General features: G+C 61.6%; 18 protein-coding genes, 1 tRNA gene and 1 pseudogene. 9 read left to right on the forward strand and 11 right to left on the reverse strand.

All coding sequences use genetic code 11. The features are described from left to right. Window positions 1-192, forward strand: a complete 192-nt coding sequence (locus FRAAU_RS12180) for a YqaE/Pmp3 family membrane protein (RefSeq protein WP_014403828.1) — start codon at window positions 1-3, stop codon at window positions 190-192. A 193-nt stretch (window positions 193-385) separates the two neighbouring features. On the opposite strand, the gene FRAAU_RS12185 is transcribed toward FRAAU_RS12180, so the two are convergent. The 3 genes from FRAAU_RS12185 to fabR form a co-directional block, all read right to left on the reverse strand. After that, entirely contained in the window at window positions 386-613 is a 228-nt protein-coding gene (locus FRAAU_RS12185; RefSeq protein WP_041270570.1) for a hypothetical protein, read from the reverse strand. A gap of 410 nt (window positions 614-1,023) precedes the next feature. Next, a complete protein-coding gene (locus tag FRAAU_RS16615; RefSeq protein WP_014403830.1) occupies window positions 1,024-2,232 on the reverse strand; it encodes a GGDEF domain-containing protein in 1,209 nt (402 codons plus the stop codon). Between the two features lie 212 nt (window positions 2,233-2,444). Beyond that, a complete protein-coding gene (gene fabR / locus FRAAU_RS12195) occupies window positions 2,445-3,095 on the reverse strand; it encodes an HTH-type transcriptional repressor FabR (RefSeq protein WP_014403831.1) in 651 nt (216 codons plus the stop codon). Window positions 3,096-3,188: 93 nt separating this feature from the next. Between fabR and FRAAU_RS12200 the strand changes: the two genes are divergently transcribed. Both FRAAU_RS12200 and FRAAU_RS12205 read left to right on the forward strand, forming a co-directional pair. Further along, complete coding sequence (locus FRAAU_RS12200) at window positions 3,189-4,259, forward strand: ferredoxin reductase (protein WP_041270571.1); 1,071 nt, start codon at window positions 3,189-3,191, stop codon at window positions 4,257-4,259. A 7-nt stretch (window positions 4,260-4,266) separates the two neighbouring features. Then, on the forward strand, window positions 4,267-5,382 hold the full coding sequence (locus FRAAU_RS12205) for a fatty acid desaturase family protein (protein ID WP_014403833.1): 1,116 nt from the start codon (window positions 4,267-4,269) through the stop codon (window positions 5,380-5,382). A gap of 213 nt (window positions 5,383-5,595) precedes the next feature. Here FRAAU_RS12205 and FRAAU_RS17905 read toward each other — a convergent pair. The 5 genes and pseudogenes from FRAAU_RS17905 to uvrB form a co-directional block, all read right to left on the reverse strand. Continuing rightward, window positions 5,596-5,934 (reverse strand): annotated as a pseudogene (locus FRAAU_RS17905) (DUF1153 domain-containing protein). A 428-nt stretch (window positions 5,935-6,362) separates the two neighbouring features. Beyond that, entirely contained in the window at window positions 6,363-6,944 is a 582-nt protein-coding gene (locus FRAAU_RS12215; RefSeq protein WP_014403834.1) for a type II CAAX prenyl endopeptidase Rce1 family protein, read from the reverse strand. Between the two features lie 299 nt (window positions 6,945-7,243). Then, window positions 7,244-8,278 (reverse strand): IS30 family transposase, encoded by a 1,035-nt coding sequence (locus tag FRAAU_RS12220; protein WP_083841178.1) that lies wholly within the window; start codon window positions 8,276-8,278, stop codon window positions 7,244-7,246. Window positions 8,279-8,591: 313 nt separating this feature from the next. Beyond that, window positions 8,592-8,666: transfer RNA gene (locus tag FRAAU_RS12225), tRNA-Val, on the reverse strand. A gap of 152 nt (window positions 8,667-8,818) precedes the next feature. Further along, window positions 8,819-10,849 carry an excinuclease ABC subunit UvrB gene (gene uvrB / locus FRAAU_RS12230; RefSeq protein WP_014403836.1) on the reverse strand — a complete coding sequence of 677 codons (2,031 nt, stop codon included), beginning with the start codon at window positions 10,847-10,849 and terminating at the stop codon, window positions 8,819-8,821. Window positions 10,850-11,003: 154 nt separating this feature from the next. Between uvrB and FRAAU_RS17595 the strand changes: the two genes are divergently transcribed. Beyond that, the gene (locus tag FRAAU_RS17595; RefSeq protein WP_014403837.1) at window positions 11,004-11,522 is read left to right on the forward strand and encodes a GspH/FimT family pseudopilin; all 519 of its coding nucleotides are present in this window, start codon (window positions 11,004-11,006) and stop codon (window positions 11,520-11,522) included. Here FRAAU_RS17595 and FRAAU_RS12240 read toward each other — a convergent pair whose 3' ends face one another. Then, window positions 11,523-12,341 carry a shikimate 5-dehydrogenase gene (locus tag FRAAU_RS12240; RefSeq protein ID WP_014403838.1) on the reverse strand — a complete coding sequence of 273 codons (819 nt, stop codon included), beginning with the start codon at window positions 12,339-12,341 and terminating at the stop codon, window positions 11,523-11,525. It abuts the gene before it with no gap. Window positions 12,342-12,481: 140 nt separating this feature from the next. Between FRAAU_RS12240 and FRAAU_RS12245 the strand changes: the two genes are divergently transcribed. Next, the gene (locus FRAAU_RS12245; RefSeq protein WP_014403839.1) at window positions 12,482-12,961 is read left to right on the forward strand and encodes a GNAT family N-acetyltransferase; all 480 of its coding nucleotides are present in this window, start codon (window positions 12,482-12,484) and stop codon (window positions 12,959-12,961) included. A gap of 13 nt (window positions 12,962-12,974) precedes the next feature. Here the strand turns inward: FRAAU_RS12245 and FRAAU_RS12250 are convergent, their stop codons facing one another. Continuing rightward, window positions 12,975-13,742: a SapC family protein gene (locus FRAAU_RS12250; protein WP_014403840.1), complete on the reverse strand. Its 768-nt coding sequence runs from the start codon at window positions 13,740-13,742 to the stop codon at window positions 12,975-12,977. A 291-nt stretch (window positions 13,743-14,033) separates the two neighbouring features. Between FRAAU_RS12250 and FRAAU_RS12255 the strand changes: the two genes are divergently transcribed. From FRAAU_RS12255 to FRAAU_RS12265, 3 genes are all read left to right on the forward strand, one after another. Then, complete coding sequence (locus FRAAU_RS12255) at window positions 14,034-14,675, forward strand: HNH endonuclease (protein ID WP_014403841.1); 642 nt, start codon at window positions 14,034-14,036, stop codon at window positions 14,673-14,675. Between the two features lie 139 nt (window positions 14,676-14,814). Then, window positions 14,815-16,710 carry a 1-deoxy-D-xylulose-5-phosphate synthase gene (gene dxs, locus FRAAU_RS12260; RefSeq protein ID WP_014403842.1) on the forward strand — a complete coding sequence of 632 codons (1,896 nt, stop codon included), beginning with the start codon at window positions 14,815-14,817 and terminating at the stop codon, window positions 16,708-16,710. 115 nt (window positions 16,711-16,825) lie between these two features. After that, window positions 16,826-19,423 (forward strand): MMPL family transporter, encoded by a 2,598-nt coding sequence (locus FRAAU_RS12265; protein WP_014403843.1) that lies wholly within the window; start codon window positions 16,826-16,828, stop codon window positions 19,421-19,423. 61 nt (window positions 19,424-19,484) lie between these two features. Here FRAAU_RS12265 and prmC read toward each other — a convergent pair whose 3' ends face one another. Beyond that, the gene (gene prmC / locus FRAAU_RS12270) at window positions 19,485-20,309 is read right to left on the reverse strand and encodes a peptide chain release factor N(5)-glutamine methyltransferase (protein WP_014403844.1); all 825 of its coding nucleotides are present in this window, start codon (window positions 20,307-20,309) and stop codon (window positions 19,485-19,487) included. 150 nt (window positions 20,310-20,459) lie between these two features. Between prmC and FRAAU_RS12275 the strand changes: the two genes are divergently transcribed. Then, window positions 20,460-21,404 (forward strand): LysR substrate-binding domain-containing protein, encoded by a 945-nt coding sequence (locus FRAAU_RS12275; protein WP_014403845.1) that lies wholly within the window; start codon window positions 20,460-20,462, stop codon window positions 21,402-21,404. Window positions 21,405-21,430 lie beyond the last annotated feature (26 nt).

Here is a 21,430-nt window from a genome sequence, read left to right on the forward strand (position 1 = left end):
ATGCGCCTGCTTATCGCCCTGATTTTTCCATGGCTGACCTTCTTCACCATCGGCCGCCCCATTGCCGGCATCATCTGCCTGATCCTGCAGATCACCGTGCTGGGCTGGATTCCGGCCACGATCTGGGCCGTCTATGCGCTGAGCCAGTATCAAACCGACAAGAAAATCGCGCAGTCCATGGCTCAGCGCTGAGTCAACGGCAAACCGGTTCCGGCCACGCCGCTGGCGCAAGGCCGAACCGGGTTCCTGCGGTCTAACCCAAACCAGACCTGATTCAAACCAGATCCGCTCCGGCTGGCAGGCCAGCCGGACAGCGACGGATCAGCGATTTTCCGACCGACCTGTGCCGATCCCTGAATCCTTTCCGGCCGCCAGAGACGCATGCTCAAGCCGTCATCGCAATCAGATGGTCCAGCAGTTCGAGTCGCAGCGCACCGTAGCCACCTTCCCACATCGCCCCGGCCACGGAATGGGCACGATAACCGCGGCCATTGACGGCAGGTACCGGCATAAAAGGCTTGCCTGACCACTTTTCCCATCCGCTTGCCAGCTGACTCACCTCGACCAGCACATTCATGTCCTCGATCAGCTCGGGCGGCAGGATCTGGATCAATGCGCTGCAAATCCCCCCGTGCGGTTTTCGAAGCGAGGCATCATTCCTGAGTCGCACACAGGCTTCGTGAAACATCTTTCTCGCACGGGCATCCATACCTGCACCTCGATATCATGAACTGACCCATCGGACCCGCGGCTGATATCGTCAGCGCCAAGGCCCTGAAGGCATGCTGTCGGTGCCGTTCCGCCGATAAAGGCTCGGTACGGGCGCAGCGACACCATCTGCGACGCCCCTGTGCCTATCCTCACCGCAGAGTCTGGCAGCCATCACCCATTCACGGACTTGTCATCCCCGCCACAGGCTGGTTGGCAAACTCCGCGCCGTCATCGACAACACTGATGCCCCAGTCTGCGCCAGATGCCGGCCAGCATAAAGAACCCGCGCCGCGCTCGGCCTGATATCGTGCCTCAGCAACGCCCAGCGCGACGCTTCGGGATTCCCGGTTCCTGATCCTCCGCCAGGACCACCCGGTCCCGGCCAGTGTTTTTCGCCGCATAGAGGGCGGTGTCCGCCAGCTTGATCAACCGGATCAAATCGGAATGCCCATCATCCATGGCCACACCGATGCTGACCGTGACGTCGAGTCCTTCCGCTGCGGCATTCGCCGGATGACTGGCCAGATGGAGACGCAGACGATTGCCCAGTGTCATGCATGAGAGGACATCGCTGCCCGGCAGAAAGCAGACGAATTCCTCGCCGCCATATCGCCCGCACAGATCCTGCTTGCCATGCACCACATCTTTCAGGGCCGAGGAAAACCATTTCAGGATCTGGTCCCCCACATGATGACCACGATCATCGTTGATCGACTTGAAATGGTCGATGTCGATAAAGAGTGCTCCGAACGGCAGGTCTTTCGCGCGCGCGCCAGCCAGGCCCTCGGCCCCTCGGCTTATCAGGGCGGAACGGTTGAGCAGGCCGGTCATGCCGTCGATTTCGGCCGCCCTGCGCAACTCATTGATCAGTTTTTCCACCACCATGGCCAGCAAGGCAAAGCACTTGGCCAGCGTCATGACGATCGAGATGTAGTAGATCGCGACGGAATCGGCCAGACCCTGCGGTCGACGCCAGGAAAACGCCGGCAGCAGATACAGCACTTCCAGCAGATGCATCAAGGCATGTCCGGCAATCACGATGATCGCGATGCGACGGCCGTAGATATCGCCGCCCCGCGTCCCGGGCAGCAGCAGACCGATGACCCATATATCCCATACCGCCACGGCGAAGCCGTATAAGGCGATACGTGGCAGCAGCCTGTAGCCATACAGATACAGGATCACCTGAAGCACGATATAGAGACAGGCCGGAGCGATCAGGATCAGTGCATTCACCCTGCGACCGCAGTAATGCAGCACGCCGGCGACCAGCAGCACCTGCGAGGCCGCCAGGGCCAGATGCCCCGCAAGCAGCACCGGAAACGGCCGATGCACGGGAAAGAACATCACCACCATGATCGAGAACAGTCCGATCCACAGGCTGGCTACCCAGTAGCGGTAGGCCTTTTCATCGCTCAATGTCCTGAGGATGAGTGAAAACCCGGACGCACAGACCAGCCCGGTGACAAACAGCAGCACTGGCAGCGCACCCATCCCTTGCTCGTGCATCGGCGCGTCCATGTAACGTCCTGAAGGTGGGGGCCGTCAGCGGAACCCCGCCTCGGCTTGATATCCGATCCTACCCAAGGGACAAGGCAGACATCCAGTACCCGCTCCACCAGCCGCTTGATCAGCGGCTCGAGCGCCTCCCCACGAAGAAGCCCGAAACCCGCGGGCTGGCCATATATTCCCCGGACGAGGATCCTCGGTCTGGCATCGCCATACGCTTGTCGTCAGACCTGCGAGTTGTCCAATACGCGCGCCCCCGTAATGATCATGCGCAGCATCTGCGAGATCTCATCGATCAGCTTGGGGTCAAGTTCGGGCGGCTGGTCCATCGCCACCGCGCCCATGGCGAATACCAGCCGCGTAATCGCCCGGGAGACCAGCTCCGGTTCGTGGAGCTTCGAGCGTTTGGCGGCGGCAAGGCGGATGAGGTCCACCTTCAACTCGTCTTCGAAGTAATTGAGTTCACGTTCAACAGCATGCTTGAAGGCGTCCGAGCCGACCGCGCCTTCGCGCAGGAGGACGTGCAGCAACTTGTCGTCCGCGCGGAGCTGTTCCATGAAGGTTTCCACCGACACCTTGATCACGCTGCGATCGGTGGATGTGGCGCGTTCGCGCGCCTGACCGATGATCGTACGCAGCGAGCGTCCGGCCAGGTCGATCAGGGCAATCGCCAGCTCGTCCATATCCCGGAATTGGCGATAGAAGCTGTTGGGCGCGATGCCGGCTTCACGTGCCACCTCACGCAGGCTTACCGTCGACAGGCTCCGGTTCGGCCCGATCAGCTTGAGGGTCGCTGCCAAAAGATCCTCGCGTGCAATAACGGGTTTGCGGGATGGCGCGGCGTCAAGGGGAAGGGACGGGATGATGGAAGTCATGGTCGGTCGTTTCGGGCGATAGCGAATCATACACCTGCGACACTTGTATACGACTGTATACACAACCGTATGCCTATGCGTATAGTGCCCGCCATGAACGCGATATCCGACTCTCGTACCTCCTGGCCGGTCCGCCTGGTCAAGTCGCTGGTGTCTCCAGCCCTGTTCGACTTCTGGTCGACACAGATCAATCCGCTCTGGACCTTCGAGCAGCCCCTGGCCCGGCTCATGACCCGCTCGAGAGCCAGCCGGGATGCCGTGACCCTGATAGTGAAACCGAACCGTCACTGGCATGGGATGCGGGCCGGACAGCACGTGAACCTTGGCGTGGAAATCCAGGGGCGCCGGCTGGTACGCAGTTACAGCCCCACCCTTCTCGATGACGGCCATCTGGCGGTGACCGTCAAGATGATGGAAGACGGTTGCGTCAGCCGCTATCTTGCACAGCAAGCACGTGTCGGCGAGATCTTCACGCTGACGCAGGCTTTTGGCGAGATGGTCTTGCCGGAACACCCCGGCGACCTTCTTCTGCTGGCCGCCGGCAGCGGCATTGCACCGATGCGCGCCCTGCTCCGTTCGCTCGCCAGCCGAGGCATGCCCGACAACGTCGACCTGCTCTACTGGGCGCGCCATCGCGACGAGCTCTGCTTCGTGGATGAACTGGATGCCTTGGCCGCTGCTCATCCCGGCCTGCGTGTGCGTTATCTGCTGACCCGCGAAGGCGATGCGCCGGATGCCCGTGTGGACGCCATCTCGCTGGAAGCGATTGCCTCGCTGGCCCAGCGTCGCGTGCTCGCCTGCGGTCCGAACGGCTTTGTGCAGGCAGCACGCATCCGCATGGGCGGACAGGTGGCAAGTTTCGATGCCGAAGCCTTCAGCAAGCCGACGAGAACCGACGGCGACGAGGGCGACGTCGAAGTCCAGCTCGCCGCCAGCGGCCGGACGCTTCGGCTTGCACGCGGACAGTCCCTGCTGGAGGGCCTCGAAGCCCAGGGGATTCACCCTCCGCATGGATGCCGCATGGGCATCTGCAACACCTGTGTCTGCGGCCGCCAGTCCGGCAGCACCCGCCATATCCTTACCGATGAGCTCAGCAGCGAACCTTCCTCACAGGTGCGCCTGTGCATCAGCGCGCCGAGCACCGACCTGATCCTGGACCTCTGACAGCCCTATGAGCCGTACCCGCAACCGCCCTCTTTCGTCCGACGAACTCAAGGCCTTCGGCGATGAGCTCGATGCCATCCGTGCCCGAGTGACCGCCGACATCGGTCTGAGTGATGCTCGCTATATCCGCCGCATTGTCGCCGCGGTGCGCTGGTCCGGTGTCGCCGGACGCGCGCTGCTGTTTCTGGGAGCGTTCGTGCACGTCGTACTGGTCCCCGCGTGGATCACTGGCGTGATTCTGCTCGCGTTGTCGAAGATCCTCGAGAACATGGAGGTCGGGCACAACGTCATGCACGGCCAGTACGACTGGATGAACGACCCCAGGCTCAACGGGCGCACGTACGAATGGGACATCGTCGCCACCAGCGACAACTGGCGCAAGACACACAACTTCCGGCACCACACCTATACCAACGTCCGCGGCATGGATGACGATATCGGTTACGGCCTGCTGCGCATCTTTCCCGAACAGCGCTGGCGCCCGTTCTATCTGATGCAGCCGGCCATCGCCGTGGTGTTCATGCTGCTTTTCGAGTGGGGCGTGGCTATCCAGGACCTGCGGCTGGGGCGCTGGTTTGCCGGCAAGACATCGACGGCGGAGATCCGCGAAGCCTTCCGCCCGGTCCGCCGCAAGATGGGACGCCAGCTGCTGAAAGATTACGTGGTGTTCCCGCTGCTGGCCGGCCCGTACTTCCTGCCCGTACTGCTGGGCAATATAGTGGCCAACGTGCTGCGCAGCATCTGGACCTTCGTGATCATCTTCTGCGGACACTTCACCGCCGATGCCGAGGTATTCCCTAAGCAATCGATCAGCGACGAATCACGCGGCCATTGGTATCTGCGCCAGTTGCGCGGCTCGTCGAATATCGCAGGCGGCAAGTTGTTCAACGTGCTTACCGGCAATCTCAGCCACCAGATCGAACATCACTTCTACCCCGACCTGCCCGCCAATCGCTATGCGGCCATCGCTGTCGAGGTAAAGCAGGTCTGCGCGCGCTATGGCCAGTCCTACAACACCGGCTCGCTGCCCAGACAGTTCGGTCAGGTGATCTGGCGCATCCTGCGCCATGCCTTCCCAAGCCACCCCGCCCTGCAGAACGAAGCCAAGGCAGGCGCGATCTGAGATTGGTGCCAGCGGGCCATGGGCAGGCGATTGTCCCCTGGCCCGGGATAAGCCTCCGTGGAAAGGCCCGTAAATCGGGATAAAACTCGCGGGAGGTCTACGGAATCACTCCGGCACAGGCCTTCAGCAGGCGTTTGTCTGGCCAACCCGCCTTGCCCATCTAGCTCCGCTTTTGGCGACAGTTAAAAATGGGGTGATTACCGACCGAGTGCATCAGCTCTCGTCCTTTCCCAGCAGGGATGCCAGCCTTTTTCGAGCGCAAATCTCCAGCATGGCCTCGCCGTAGGCTTCCTGCAAATCCTTCAACTGCCTCTCGTACTGCTCGCTTACATCCTAAGGCTTGGCTCGCAGTGCGTTCTCCATGCCGCGCTTGCCGTCCTCTACCCAGCTTTCAATCTCCGCCGGGGTAAGGTCGAACTGCCGGCTGGCCGCGGCCACCGTCGTCTTGCCCAGGATGATCTCAAGGACCAGTGCCGAGTCGCGCCCGGCGGCCCAACGCTTGATCTCTTCGTTGACGGGCACACCCGACTCAAGCTGCTTGAGGGCGGCCATGATCTGGCTTTCGGTAAATTTGTATTTGTGCATGTGGGTCTCCTGATCAAAGGATGACAGAAGCTTCTACATGTTACCGTCCAACTTCGGGAAGGCTTACACTATCAACTCATCAGGGAAATGCAGTGCTCAAAAAGCAACCAACTGACGAGCCATTAAAGCCAGATGTTAATTGCAAAAAATCTCGCATAAAGACTCCCCGCAATTATTTACCCCGGCCGCCTTCTCATTACTGGTGAGGAGGGCCGCTGCTCCAGCGAGTCAACGGCAAAAATCTTAGCAAGCAAATCAATAGGGCGCACGTCGCGACAATGACACCCACCCAATCCATATGAAAATTAGTATCTACCGCAAACCGATTAATCCACAATAGGTTGACGAGCAAGAAAGCATTGGAGACGGCATGTATGACTACTCTTTCGGCCCAATTATACCCCATATAAACAAGATAAGCCATTGCAGACTGAAAAAAAAACATCATAAAATTGATTGTTATAATGCATGATGACCAATGGAAGCAGGGCTGCAACAACCCCTGCAAAGTGGCCAAAAAATGGTGTTACAACCTTGTAAATAACACCCCTAACTAATTCCTCCCAAAGCGGGGCGGATATAAAGGCCCGGATTGCAAATGCTACCGGACCACCAACAGCTTCAATGATTACAAGTTGAGTAAAGTTCAGCCCGCGCAAATCCCTAACTTCCGCCACAGGGATGGAAATATGGAGATAATTTGCAAAGCATAATTTCATTGCGCTAAAAACATATATGAAAAGATGACTGACCTCACTTATCAACACCCCAATAAGAAGTAGCCCAAGATACTTCTTCCTCACTCGTGGAATGCCAAAGTATAGTAAGCCAAAAATTATCAATGGTATATTTTGCTCAATTCCACTGAAGTCTTTTCGGCCAATATCAGTATATATGGCGGACACCAAGTACGACTCGATCACCATAAAAACAAAGAAGGCAAGATAGTGGGAATTACATCTCTTCATCCAATCCATGACACCACTCATTATATTAATTAAGCAAATCAAGGGCGAGACAACTTAGTCGAATCCATATAAAGTAGGCGGGAATCGCACCTTAACTAGACCGATCGCGCAACCGGCGCGACTCCCTCAAAAAAATGAAGAACATCTTTACGCTGATGACTTTAAATAATTTTGACTGCAATTAAAAAGGTCTCGTATGCCGGTGATTTTCAGAGCCAGGTAATACAATTGAAATATGCGGCGAATGCGCCCCCCATAAGTGAAATGGTGATTTTACATACCTGATTCGTGTTTAGAGGGGGGCGGTCTCAAGAATCAAGTGCAACACCAGACGACCATTTCGCCAATTCTTCAGCCATCACCTCTTCTGGATTTCGCCATCCAAGCGTTTGACGGGGACAGCCGTTGAGCTGGCGGGCGATATCGTTAAGCATGGTTTGGCTGGGCTGCGACAGGTCGGTACCCTTGGGTAAAAACTGGCAGAGCAGCCCGTTGATGTTTTCATTGCTCCCGCGTTGCCATGAGGCATGTGGATCGCAAAACCATACATCGAGCTTCAGTCGCTTGCTCAGGTCAGCATGACAGGCCATCTCGCTGCCTCGATCGCAGGTCAGGCTTTGACGCAGAAAGGCCGGAGGCCTTTTCGTTTGCGGCGTAAATCCCTCCATGGCATCAGCTGCAGTGCAGCCGTCCATTCGACATAAAATCACGAACCGGGTTTTGCGTTCGACCAAAGTGCCAATCGCTGATCGGTTGAAGGCCCCTTTGATGAAATCGCCTTCCCAATGCCCTGGTACGAGCCTGTGCTCGATGTCCTCCGGTCGATGCACAATGCGCAACGATTCCGGTACAAAGCTGGATCCAGCCGCTGTCGTTCGGCGCATGCCGCGACTGGTTTTGGCCTGGCGAAGCGCCTGGATCATTCCTTGTTTGAGGGCGCCCCTTGGCTGGGCATAGATGGTCGCGTAAATCGTTTCATGGCTGACCAGGCCGGGGCGCGTATCGCTAGGCAGGTATCGTAGTCTGGAAGCAATCTGCTGAGGTGACCAGCGAAAATACATCAGACGATCATGCACGAACTGATAAAGCGGGCTGCCACCTTGCAGCCGCGGCTTGCGTCGACAGCGCTGGCGCCTTTGATAATAGGCTTGGCCTGCTGCCGTGGCGTTATACGGATCAGATGCTGAGCAGCATCCTGCTCGAGTCAGCTCGCGACTGATGGTAGCGGCGGAGCGCTGAGTCCGCCGAGCAATCTCGCGCAGGCTGGTGCCGTTCTGACATTCGATCATGATGACGGCCCGCTCTTCTGGGCTCAAATGCTGGTAAGTGCGTTTGCTGGACATGGCAACACCCGAGTATGAGGGTGCTGCACTTCAAACTTGAGCTCACCCTATCTTGGCCAGACCAGCCGGGCATTCAATGACTGGATGCATAAGCTCGCCGCACGCGTATCGAGACTTCAAGGTCAGTTGGGAGCAGTCCCGACCAAACAAAAACAGCGAGAACCGTGAGGCACCCGCTGTTTTTGCATTTGAGCCCGCCACCTCGAAAAGCCAGTAATGGCTATCGACGCTTGCATAGCTCGCTTGCGTGTTAGTTGCGTGTTAGAAAAGCACTTGGGCCGCCCCTAAGTACAGCCCAAGTGCTTGTTTATATTGGTGGGCGGTACAAGGATCGAACTTGTGACCCCTACCATGTCAAGGTAGTGCTCTACCGCTGAGCTAACCGCCCTCACCGTTGTCTTGACCTTCGTTTCGAAGGCTTCGTCGCCGGGGAGATGAGAAGTATAGGTATGCCCCAGGGGCTTGGCAAGCTTTTTTCGAAACTTTTTTATCTTTTTCTGCAAAAGCAAGAAGTAACTTATAAATAACAATAGGTTACCGTCATGCCAAGGACTGGTCCCGCAACTGCTGGATCTGGTCGCGGACACGGGCGGCAGCTTCGAATTCCAGATCCTGGGCGTGGCGATACATCTGCTCCTCCAATTTCTTGATGGCCGCCGCCTGCTGCCCGGGTGACAAGGCACGGTAGTTGGCGGGCGTCTCGGCCACGGCGGCCTGTTTGCCGGCCCGGCCACGCCCGGCCTTGTCGCCGCGCACAGCTGCGGTGCTGCGTGCGCCCTCCATGATGTCGGCGACACGACGCACGACCGAGGTCGGGGTAATGCCGTGTTCGGCGTTGTACGCCTCCTGCTTCTCGCGCCGTCGCCGGGTCTCGTCGATGGCCGCCTGCATCGAGCGGGTGATCCTGTCGCCGTAGAGGATGGCCTTGCCGCGCTGATTGCGCGCCGCGCGACCGATGGTCTGGATCAGCGAGCCGGTGGAGCGCAGAAAGCCTTCCTTGTCGGCATCCAGGATCGCGACCAGCGAGACCTCCGGCATGTCCAGTCCTTCGCGCAGCAGGTTGATGCCGACCAGCACATCGAATTCGCCCAGACGCAGGTCGCGGATGATTTCGGTGCGTTCCACGGTCTCGATGTCGGAGTGCAGGTATCGAACCTTGATATCGTGCTCGGTCAGATATTCGGTGAGATTTTCGGCCATCCGCTTGGTCAGGGTCGTCACCAGCACGCGATCACCGATGGCGATCCGCTTGCGGGCCTCGCACAGCAGATCGTCGACCTGGGTGCCGACGGGGCGTACTTCGACCTCGGGATCCAGCAGACCGGTCGGCCGCACCACCAGTTCGACAATGGCGTCACCGGATTTCTCCAGTTCGTATTTGGCCGGGGTTGCCGAGACATAGATGCTGCGCGGCGCCCGCTGCTCCCATTCCTCGAATTTCAGTGGACGATTGTCCATCGCGGATGGCAGCCGGAAGCCGAAGTTGACCAGATTTTCCTTGCGCGAGCGGTCGCCTTTGTACATGGCGCCGAGCTGGGGAATGGTGACATGCGATTCGTCGACTACCAGCAAGGCGTCGGCCGGCAGATAGTCGAACAAGGTCGGCGGCGGGTCGCCCGGCGCGCTCTGGGTCATGTGTCGAGAATAGTTTTCGATGCCCTGGCAGTAGCCCACCTCGGCCATCATCTCCAGATCGAAGCGGGTCCGCTGCTCCAGTCGCTGGGCTTCGACCAGCTTGTCTTCTGCCCGCAGGACTTCCAGCCGTTCTTTCAATTCGACCTTGATGGTGTCCATCGCCCTCAGCACGCTCTCGCGGGTGCTGGCGTAATGGGTTCTGGGGTAGACCGTATAGCGCGGAATCCGGTGCATGACCTCGCCGGTCAGCGGATCGAACAGTGCCAGATTCTCGATCTCGCCGTCGAACAGTTCGATCCGCAAGGCTTCCATTTCCGATTCGGCCGGAAACACGTCGATGACCTCGCCGCGGACCCGATAGGTGCCGCGCCGCAGCTCCATATCGTTGCGCGTGAATTGCAGTTCAGTCAGATGACGGATCAGCTGGCGTTGGTCGATGCGTTCGCCGCGAGCCAGAATCAAACGCAGCGAGAGATAGTCCTCGGGATCGCCCAGGCCGTAGATCGCCGAGACCGTGGCCACGATCAACGCATCCTTGCGGGACAGCAGGGCCTTGGTCGCCGCCAGCCGCATCTGCTCGATATGATCGTTGATCGCGGCATCTTTCTCGATAAAGGTATCGGAGGCCACCACATAGGCTTCGGGTTGGTAGTAGTCGTAATAGCTGACGAAGTATTCCACCGCATTGTGCGGAAAGAACTCCTTGAACTCGCCGTACAGCTGGGCCGCCAGAGTCTTGTTCGGCGCCAGCACGATGGTGGGTCGCTGCACCTGCTCCACGACATTGGCGATGGTGAAGGTCTTGCCCGAGCCGGTGACGCCCAGCAGGGTCTGGGCCGCCAGTCCGTGCTCGAAGCCCTCGGCCAGACGCTTGATCGCCTCGGGTTGGTCACCGGAGGGCTGATAGGGGGAGACAAGCTGGAATCGGTCGCTCATGTCTCCATGGTGCGGGCGATTCCCCGGCTTTGAAAGGGGGAAATGACTGACATGACACTCAGCGGCCGGCCGGATGGCCCGCCGGGCCGATACCGACGGTCTTCTCGATGCCCCTGTCGCAGACTGGATTCCGCTCGCTGTACGAGGCCAGGCCATGAGGCAGCACGCCGGCCATACCCTGATCGAACTGCTGATGGTCATGCTGGTCGCGGCCGTGCTGACCGGCGTGGCCTTGCCGGGACTGGGCCCGCTGCTGCATCGCCATCGCCTGCAGCACGCCTGCGAGGCCTTGCTGCACTCGGCCTACTACGCCCGCAGTCAGGCCATCAGCCTGGGCCGCAGCACCTGGCTGTGTCCCAGCCGGGATCATGCCCACTGCGAGGCGGCAACGCAGTGGCAGCACGGCTGGCTGGTGATGACCGCCGCGCCGTCGATCGACACCCCGGTGGTGCTTCGCGAGCAGGCCAGCCTGGAACCGCTGCATATCCACAGCAGCCAGGGGCGGCTGCGTTTGCGATTTCAGGCTGACGGCCATGCCGAGGGCAGCAATCTGACCTGGACCGTATGCAGCGAACAGCGGCCGCAGGACCAGGCCCGGGTGATCGTGGCCCGCAGCGGGCGGGTGCGGGTCGAGCCGCGCGCCGCAAAACCCTACCCGACCTGCCCGCCCTGATCAGCTTCGGGCAAAGGCCGCCGCCCGCTCGACCAGCTCCGGCTCGGGACGCACGCCGGTATACAGCACGAACTGCTCCAGCGCCTGGATCGCGATGACCTCGGCGCCGGTGATGACCCGCTTGTGCAACTGTCGGCCCAGCTTGATCAGCGGCGTCTCCGAAGGAATCGCGACCACGTCGAAGACGGTATGGGCGGTACCGACCAGGTCCTGCTGAAAGGCCAGATCGTCGGCCTCGGGGCCACCGGCCATGCCGATAGGAGTGACATTGACCACCATGTCCACCCGCAGGTCACGGGTGTCGGCCATCCACTCGTAGCCACAGCCTTGCGCCAGCTGCAGCCCCGCCCGTTCATTGCGTGCCACGATGAAACCCTGCTTGAAACCCGCATCACGCAAGGCATAGGCCACGGCCTTGGCCATGCCGCCGCTGCCGCGCAACGCGAACACGCTGTCGGTCGGCACGGCGTGGCTGGCGAGCAGGCGCGAGACGGCGATGTAGTCGGTGTTGTAGGCCTTCAGATGGCCTTCGGTATTGACGATGGTATTGACCGAATCAATCGCCTTGGCCGACGGATCCAGTTCATCCAGATAGTCGATGCAGGCTTCCTTGAAGGGCATCGAGACGGCGCAGCCGCGAATGCCCAGAGCCCGCACGCCGCCTACGGCCGCCCCGATATCCTCGGTAGTGAAAGCCTTGTAGATGTAGTTGAGGCCGAGTTGCTCATACAGGTAATTGTGGAAGCGGGTGCCGAAATTGCCGGGGCGCCCGGACAGGGACATGCAAAGCCGGGTGTCTTTGTTGATCGTGATCGACATCGTTAGCTCTCGCTGTGAACAAGACGGAACGGGGCCGAAGCCCTGTATTCCGCAAGCATAAAGGAATGCCCTGCGGCATACCGCCCCTGTCGCGATGCCGGCCGACTTACCCGTTGAAGTGGATACTGGCATGCTGGGTCATGTCCGACCTTCCCGAACTGCGCCTGCGCGAACTGGCCTCCGATCTTGATGAAGCCTTCGTGCTGCGGCTGGCCCCCTTGTTTGCCGACTTCGAGCTTCCCGCCTGGAGACAGCGTCAGACCTGTGTGCGTGGCGTGCGCGCAGCCCTGACCGAGCGCATGGAACAGGCAGGACATGAGGCCTGCCTGCTGATCGCGGAAAACATGCAAGGGGTGACCATAGGCTTTCTCAGCCTCAGCCTGACCCGTGATTATTTCAGCGGCCAGCGCCAGGCACACTTGAATGAACTGGCAGTGGCCCCCGAACATCAGCGACAAGGCTATGGTCGCGCCCTGTTGCGCGAGGCCGAACGCTGGGCCGGCCTGCGCAACTGCCGGGCGCTGAGCCTGAACGTGTTTCCCGGCAACGAGGCCGCACGCCGGCTGTATGCCGGCGCGGGCTATCAGGTGGATCTGCTGCGGCTGGCCAGACCCCTCTGACCAGCTGTCGTCCTCAGGCAGCCGGCGTCCCGGCGGCTTCTGCGGCTTCGCGCTCGCTGAGACGGCGGGTAACCCGGTCGATATTGGCCAGCGACACCAGGTGGGCATAGATCCAGCCGAACACGCCTTCCTTCAGGAAGGTTTCCGCCGTGGCCGCATCCAGCTTGCGCAGACGCTCCTCGCTGACGATGAACAGACCGTTGAGGTTCAGGCCCTCGCCGCCGTCCTTCTTGTCCAGCCGGATACTCTGCGGCTCCAGCAGGTCGTGCTTGCGCAACTGTTCCATGAACCACTGGGTGCGTCCGACATGGGACTGGAATTCGCCCAGGAAATTCACCGCATGGGTCAGAATCTCGTTGTCGGTGCCATCTTCCTTGAACAGGCGCTCGCCCTCGGTCTGACTGAAGCCCTCGAAGGCCTCATCCAGAAATACGGCGAAGTCATCACCCGGCTGGCCCGGCGGCTTCTCGGCCAGCACGAAGGGATAACGGCGCACGAAGGCCGGGATGTAGACATCACTGGCCCACATGCCGTCGGCATCGACGAACAGGTTCTCGTCTTCACGCAGGCCCAGCAGGGCAATCGGACCGGCCTTGTCGGCACTGGGGCCGGCGAACAGGACCGGCAGATCACGGGCTGCCAGCGGAAATTCGACCCCCGTCAGCGGAATCGAATGCACCTTGGCGGCAAACTTGGCGCCGGGCACCGGCTTCAGCCGCAGATCCTTGTGCTCGCCCCGGTTGAGCGGCACCGGCCGCTGGTAAAACAACATTTCCGCCACGTCGATCCCTCTGCTTCTGTGCCTGCGGCGCTCCGGCCTGCCGGAATGGCAGGCCTGCCGAACGGTCCGCAGATCATGCTTGAATCATCCGACTATAGCAGCGGCCACGGGTCTGCACGCAAGCAACAGAGGGTGAGGATGCCGCGCCCGGCAAGAGGCTGCTCGACTTGAGGTTTTATTGTCATCTGCATGGGGTATGCTCGAAGGATCCGAACAGAACTGACCTGACCGGGTCGCCCTGTCGGCTGTTGGACCGCTCTTTAACGCTGGACAGCTTAAGGACCGAAACAGATGCTGATGGACCTGCCCCACCCTTCGCCCCTGCATGCCACCCGCATCCTGTCGCTGGATGCCGCCGGCAGGATTCTCGACTGGATCAGCTGGCAGGATGCCGCCTGCCTGTATGTCCGCGGCGCGGTGGCCTGGACTCTGGGCAACCCCTGCCTGACCCTGCATGGCGGCATGCACCGTGAAAACGGGCGGCAGAGTCTGTTGCAGCTGCATCCCATCATCGCCAGTACCGGTCGCTGCCGCGACCAGGCCATCGATCCCAGTCCCTGCCTGACCAATACCGCTCTGTTTGCCCGCGACGGCCATCTCTGTCTCTACTGCGGCGGCCATTTCAGCCGCGGCGAACTGACCCGCGACCATGTGCAGCCGATTTCCAGGCAAGGACTGGACGAGTGGGAGAATGTCGTCTCCGCCTGCCTGCCCTGCAATCTGCGCAAGAGCAACCGTACCCCGCAGCAGGCCAACATGCCCTTGCTGGCCGTGCCGTTCCGCCCCAGCTGGGTCGAACATCTGATACTGTCGAACCGGAACATCCTTCACGATCAGATGGAGTTCCTGCCACGATCAGATGGAGTTCCTGCGCAGCCACCTGCCCAGACGCAGGCGCGGAGGAGTGGTCTAGTGTCGCCAGACGCCTTCTAATGAAAATTTAACAAAAAAACCTTTTCTGCGCCATTTCCTCGCTAAATACGCCGATATCCAAGGTTTTTCAGCCGAAAAACTCAACGGTTCATTAACACTGGCCCTTGCGTCCACGCGCGCGTAGACGAACAATACGTGGATGAAAGCCCGCGCCCCCTATCCCTTGCTGTCGAAAATCGATTCGCCAGCCGATCTCCGTCGCTTGTCCGACGACCAGCTCCCCGCCGTTGCAGACGAGCTGCGCCGCTACCTGATCGAAGCCGTCGCCTCTTCCGGTGGTCACTTTGGTTCGGGTCTCGGCGTGGTCGAACTGACGGTTGCCCTCCACCATGTCTTCGAGACGCCAGTGGATCGTCTGGTCTGGGACGTCGGGCATCAGTGCTATCCGCACAAGATCCTGACCGGTCGCCGTGACCGCATCACGACGATCAAGAAGAAGGATGGCCTGACGCCGTTTCCGACCCGCAGCGAGAGCGAATACGACACCTTTGGCGTCGGTCATTCCTCGACCTCGATCTCGGCGGCCGTGGGCATGGCTCTGGCGGCGCAGCGCAAGGGCGATGACCGCAAGATGGTGGCCATCATCGGTGACGGTGCCGCTACCGCCGGCATGGCGTTCGAAGCCTTGAACCACGGCGGTGACGCCGAGCCCAACGTGCTGGTCGTGTTCAACGACAACGGCATGTCGATCAGCGAAAATGTCGGTGCCCTGACCAAGTTCATGGCACGCGCCACCTCCAGCGCGACCTTGAACGCACTGCGTCAGCAGGCCAAGAAGGCGATCTCCAAGGAATCGGCAATCGGCCGCGCGGTGAGCCGGCTGGAAGAGCACGCCAAGGGCATGTTCGTGCCCTCGATCCTGTTCGAGGAACTGGGCTTCCATTACACCGGTCCGATCGACGGTCACAACATTCCCCAGCTGCTGGCTGCCCTGCGCACGGTCAAGGACCTTCCGGGTCCCCAGTTGCTGCACGTGATCACCGCCAAGGGCAAGGGCTATGCCCCCGCCGAAAACGGGCCGATCGAATATCATGCGGTCAGCCCCTTCGATCCCGAAGCCGGTCTGGCCAAGAAGGCCAAGTCGGGCAAACCGACCTATACCGACATCTTCAGTGATTGGCTGTGTGACATGGCCGCCACCGACGAGCGCCTGATGGCCATCACGCCGGCGATGCGCGAAGGCTCGGGTCTGGTCCGTTTCTCCAAGGAATACCCGCAGCGCTACTTCGATGTGGCCATCGCCGAACAGCATGCCGTGACGCTGGCGGCCGGCATGGCCTGCGAAGGCGCCAAGCCGGTGGTGGCGATCTATTCCAGTTTTCTGCAGCGCGCCTACGATCAGGCCATCCATGATGTCGCCCTGCAGAACCTGGACGTCACCTTTGCGATTGACCGCGCCGGCGTGGTCGGACCTGACGGCGCCACCCATGCCGGCAGCTTCGATCTGAGCTTCCTGCGCTGCCTGCCGAACATGGTCATCATGGCGCCGGCCGACGAGAACGAATGCCGGATGATGCTGAGCACCGGTTACGAATACGAAGGCCCGGCGGCGATTCGCTATCCGCGAGGCACCGGCATGGGCACCGCCCTGCGCCCGGAACTCGATACCTTGCCGGTCGGCAAGGCCGAACTGCGTCGCCGCGGCAGCGATCTGGCCATTCTGAGCTTCGGCGCCCTGCTGGGCACCGCCTCGGTCGTCGCCGAGGAACTGGATGCCAGTCTGGTCAATATGCGCTTCGTCAAGCCGCTGGATGTCGAGATGATTCTGGACATGGCCAGAACCCACGACGCCATCGTGACCATCGAGGACAATGCCGTTGCCGGTGGCGCCGGCAGTGCCGTGGCCGAGTGCCTGGCCGAAAACGGCGTGGTGCTGCCGATCATGCATCTGGGTCTGCCCGACCGCTATCTGGACCACGGCAGCCGCGAAGAGGTGCTCAGTGACGCCGGTCTGGATCTTCCTTCGGTCCGTGCCGCGATCCTGCGCCGCTTCCCGCAGTTCGCCGGCAAGGCCAGCATGGCCAGCGCCAGCTGATCCATCGGCAGTGCCCATCCTGAACCGCAGCGGCCAGACGCACCCAACCGGCGTCGCCCCTGCGGTTTTTTTGTGAGCTGATGCTTCAATCTCCTTATTTGGCCAGGAGCCACCCATGATTGCCTGGATCGTCCGGCTGATCGACCTGAGCCGGCGGCATGCATGGCTCACCACAGCCTGCTTCGCCCTGCTTGTCCTCGCCAGCCTGGGGCTGGCCAACAGTCGCCTCAGCGTCGACACCGACACCGATCACATGTTCGCCAGCAACCTGCCCTGGCGTCAGCACCAGATCGAATACGGCAAGCAGTTTCCGCAATTCGATGACCTGCTGGTCGCGGTGGTGCGTGGAGCCTCCGACGAGGAAACGGCAGAGACGGCCGATCAACTGGTCCGTCAGGCCCAGGCCGATCCCCGTCACTTCGTGGATGCCAGCCGGCCGGACGTAGGCCCCCTGTTCCAGCGCGACGGCCTGCTGCTGCTGCCGTCGGATGAACTGGCCAAGCTGATCGATTCGCTGATGACCTCGCAGCCGCTGCTGGGGCCGCTGGCTTCGGATCCGACGGCTCTGGGACTGATGCACACCATCACCTTGATGACCCTGGGTGTGCAGCAGATGGGCTCGGATCTCAGCAGTTACCGCAAGCCGCTGCTGCAGGTCGCCGACAGTCTGCAGAACGCCGCCGATGGCCATCCCACCCCGCTGTCGTGGAATGCACTGCTGGGCCCTTCGGTGACCCAGCAGCAGGACAACGTCCATTTCGTGCTGCTGCATCCGCAGCTCGATCATGATTCGCTGCAGCCCGGCAAGGCCGCCACTGACCGGCTGCAACAGATCATCCGGACCTTGCCGGATGTGAAAAGTCACCGGGTCACCGTCGATTACACCGGCTCGGTCGCGCTGTCCGACGTGCAGTTCGGCGCCATCACCGACGGCATCGTACTCAGCACCGCCGTCAGCTTGCTGCTGCTGGCGTTGTGGCTGTTCCTGGCGCTGCGCTCCTGGCGCCTGATCGTGCCGATCCTGATCACCCTGGTCGGCGGACTGGTGCTGACCCTGGGCTTTGCCGCCCTCAGCATCGGCCGCCTCAACCTTATCTCGATCGCCTTTGCCGTGCTGTTCGTCGGTCTGGCTGTGGACTTTGCCATCCAGTTCACCGTGCGTCTGCGCGAAGCCCGCCTGACCCTGCCCGAGCTGGCCGAAGCCCTGCGGGTGACGGGACGTCGCTCCGGTGTCCAGATCACCGTCGCTGCGCTGGCCACGGCCTGCGGCTTTCTGTCCTTCGCGCCGACCAGTTTCGTCGGCGTCGCCGAGCTGGGTATCATCGCCGGCGTCGGCATGATCCTGGCCCTGTTCTGCACCCTGACCCTGCTGCCTGCCCTGCTGACCCTGTTCCATCCGCGCGACGAAGCCGCCGAAGTGGCCTTGCCGGGTGGTGCCGCAGCCGACCGCCTGATGCATCGCCATCAGCGTGCGCTGCTGGGGATCTTCACGGTGCTCAGTGCGCTCGGCCTTTACAGCGCAATCACCTTGCCCTTCGATGCCAACCCCCTGCATACCCAGGATCCGAATTCAGAACCGATGCGTACCCTGATGGGGATGGCGGCCGATCCGGCCACCAACCCCTTCAATATCGACATTCTGGTCCCGGATCTGGCGCAGGCCCGACAGTTGACCGCCAAACTGGAAAAACTGCCGGAAGTGGCCAGCGTACTGTCGGCGGCGACCTTCGTGCCCGAAGATCAGGATGCCAAGCTCGACCAGCTCGGTCAGGCTCAGGATCTGCTGCTGCCTTCGCTGCAGTCACCGACCCAGGTCCAGACCCCGACGCCGGCCGCCTTCCGCGCAGCCATCGCCGACACCCGCAAGGATATCCACAGCGTCTGGGACAAGTTGCCGGCCGACTCCCCGCTGCGCGCCATCGACAGGGCCCTGGCCAAGCTGGAAACCACCAGCGATGCCAATCTGGCAACCTCGGCCCAGGCGCTGGTGCGCTTTCTGCCGGCACAGTTGAACAGCCTGCGGGAAGTGCTGAATGCCCAGACCATCACCGCACAGAATCTGCCGGCCGCGGTCCGTCGCAACTGGTATACCGCCGATGGTCGCGTGCATATCCAGGTATCCCCCACCGTGGCGGCACAAAGCAGTGAAGGCCTGCATCACTTCGTAAAGGCGGTCCAGGCCATCGCCCCCGAGGCCGGAGGCCCGGCGGTGACCACCATTGCCAGTGCCGATACCATCCTGCATGCCTTCCAGCAGGCCGGCCTGCTGGCTCTTGTCACCATTTCGGTCGTGCTGCTGCTGATTCTGCGCAATGGACGGGATGCCGGCAATGTGCTGCTGACCCTGCTGGTCTCGGCGCTGCTGACCGCCTTGTTCGCCCGCCTCGGCGGCATGAGCATCAACTATGCGAACATCATCGCCCTGCCCCTGCTGCTGGGCGTCGGCGTGTCTTTCAACGTCTACTTCGTGATGAACTGGCGTGCCGGCATCACGGACTTCATCGGCTCGGCCTCGGCGCGGGCGGTGCTGTTTTCAGCGCTGACCACCGGCACGGCCTTCGGCTCGCTGGCCCTGTCGCATGATCTGGGCATGGCCAGCATGGGCCGGCTGCTGCTGCTGAGTCTGGCCGCCGTACTGCTGGCCACCTTCGCCTTCCTGCCGGTGCTGCTGTACGCCCAGCGCAAGCATCAGCCCCGGCTGGCGCAGGACTGAGGCCCGCCAGCCTCCGATCGATGCCAGGGCGCCGCCGGAAATCTCCGGCGGCGTCCCGCAATCAGGTCCGCCGCCGCCCCAGGGTGACCCGGTCGCGGCCTTCCAGGTCACGCAAGGTCTCGGCATCGGACCAGCCGTGCGACAGCAGCAGACTGCGCACAGCCGGCCCCTGGCGCCAGCCATGCTCCAGCAGCAGCCAGCCTCCCGGCCGCAGCAGACGTCCGCTGCCGGCCACCAGTTGCCGGATCGCGTCCAGCCCGTCACGCCCCGAGGCCAGCGCGGCGGCCGGCTCGAAACGCAGGTCGCCCCGCTGCAGATGGGGATCCGAGCTTTCGATATAGGGCGGATTGGAGGCAATCAGATCGAAGCTCCCCTGCAGCGGCGACAGCCAGTCGCCCTGCCGGAACACCACCCGGTCCAGTCCGTGCCGGCGCGCATTGCGCCGGGCCACCTCCAGCGCCTCGGCACTGCAGTCGACCGCCCATACCTCGGCCTCGGGCCGCTCGATGGCCAGCGCCAGCGCGATCGCGCCACTGCCGGTCCCCAGATCCGCCAGTCGCTGCGGCGTACCGACGGGAATCCGCTCGAGCGCGGCCTCGACCAGGGTCTCGGTGTCAGGTCGGGGAATCAGCGTCGCCGGGCTGACTTCCAGATCCAGGGTCCAGAAGCCGCGATGTCCGGTGATGTAGGCCACCGGGGTTCCCTCCAGACGACGCTGCACCGCCGTCTCGAAGGCATGCTGCAATGCGGCCTCCAGGGGATCGTCCAGATGCGCCATGATCCAGGCCCCGGAACGTTGCAACGCATGGGCCAACAGGTAATCGGCCTCGTAGCCGTCGCTCAGGCGCGACCTCGCGGCATTCAGAACAGTACGCAGATCAGGCATGGGGTCCGACGCCAACTTGAATCAGCCCGCAGTATGCCGCATCCAGGGTGAGCGCCGGGTGTGAAACAAACCCGCAGTCCGGCGCCGCCATTTTCATGATCGATGCATCTTGATTATGTGATAGCCTGAAACTATCACATGGAGTCCGCGATGAATCTGCGAGATCTGACTTATCTGCTCGCCCTGGCCGAGCATCGCCATTTCGGCCGCGCAGCGGAGGCCAGCTTCGTCAGCCAGCCAACCCTGTCGACCCAGATCAAGAAGCTGGAAGAGGAACTGGGGGTGGCCTTGGTCGAACGCACCCCGCGCAAGGCTTTGCTGACCGAGACCGGGCTGGAGATCGCCAGACATGCCCGGGCCATCCAGGCGGAAATCCAGGAAATCAAATCCATTGCCCAGCGCAACCGCGATCCGGAATCCGGTACGGTCAAGCTGGGTATCTTTCCCACCTTGGGGCCCTACCTGCTGCCACATGTGATTCCGCGACTGCGCCGGGAGCTGCCGCGGCTTGAGCTGCTGCTGATCGAGGACAAGACCGAGGTGATCCTGAAGCGGCTGCGCGAAGGCAGCCTGGATCTGGGCATCCTGGCCCTGCCGGTGCATGAAGACAGCCTGCATGCCGAATTCCTGTTCGAGGAACCCTTTGTGCTGGCCGTGCCGGAAAGCCATCATCTGGCGGCTTCCGACACGGCCCTGCCCCTGGATGCCCTGACCCGCGAAAGCCTGCTGCTGCTGGAGGACGGACATTGCCTGCGCGATCAGGCACTGGAGGTCTGCCAGCTGGCCGGCGCGGGTGAAAAACCGGGTTTTCGCGCCACCAGCCTGGAAACCTTGCGCCAGATGGTGGCCGCCAATGTCGGCATCACCTTGCTGCCGGCCCTGGCGGTGGCGCCCCCGATCGTGCCGACCCCGCATATCCGGCTGCGGGCTTTTGCCGAGCCGGCACCCAGCCGCCGGCTGGCCATGGTCTGGCGCAAGCGCTCCTCGACCACGGAGCTGTTCACTCGACTGGCGCGGATCTTCGCCGAGCTGCCGCCCGCACTGCTGTCACCGCGGCAGGCCTGCAGCACGCAGGATCCGCCGGCCACCGCCTGAAGTCCATCCGGCGACCGCCCTCGTCA

It is taken from the genome of Frateuria aurantia DSM 6220, assembly GCF_000242255.2.
Taxonomy (GTDB): Bacteria; Pseudomonadota; Gammaproteobacteria; order Xanthomonadales; family Rhodanobacteraceae; genus Frateuria; species Frateuria aurantia.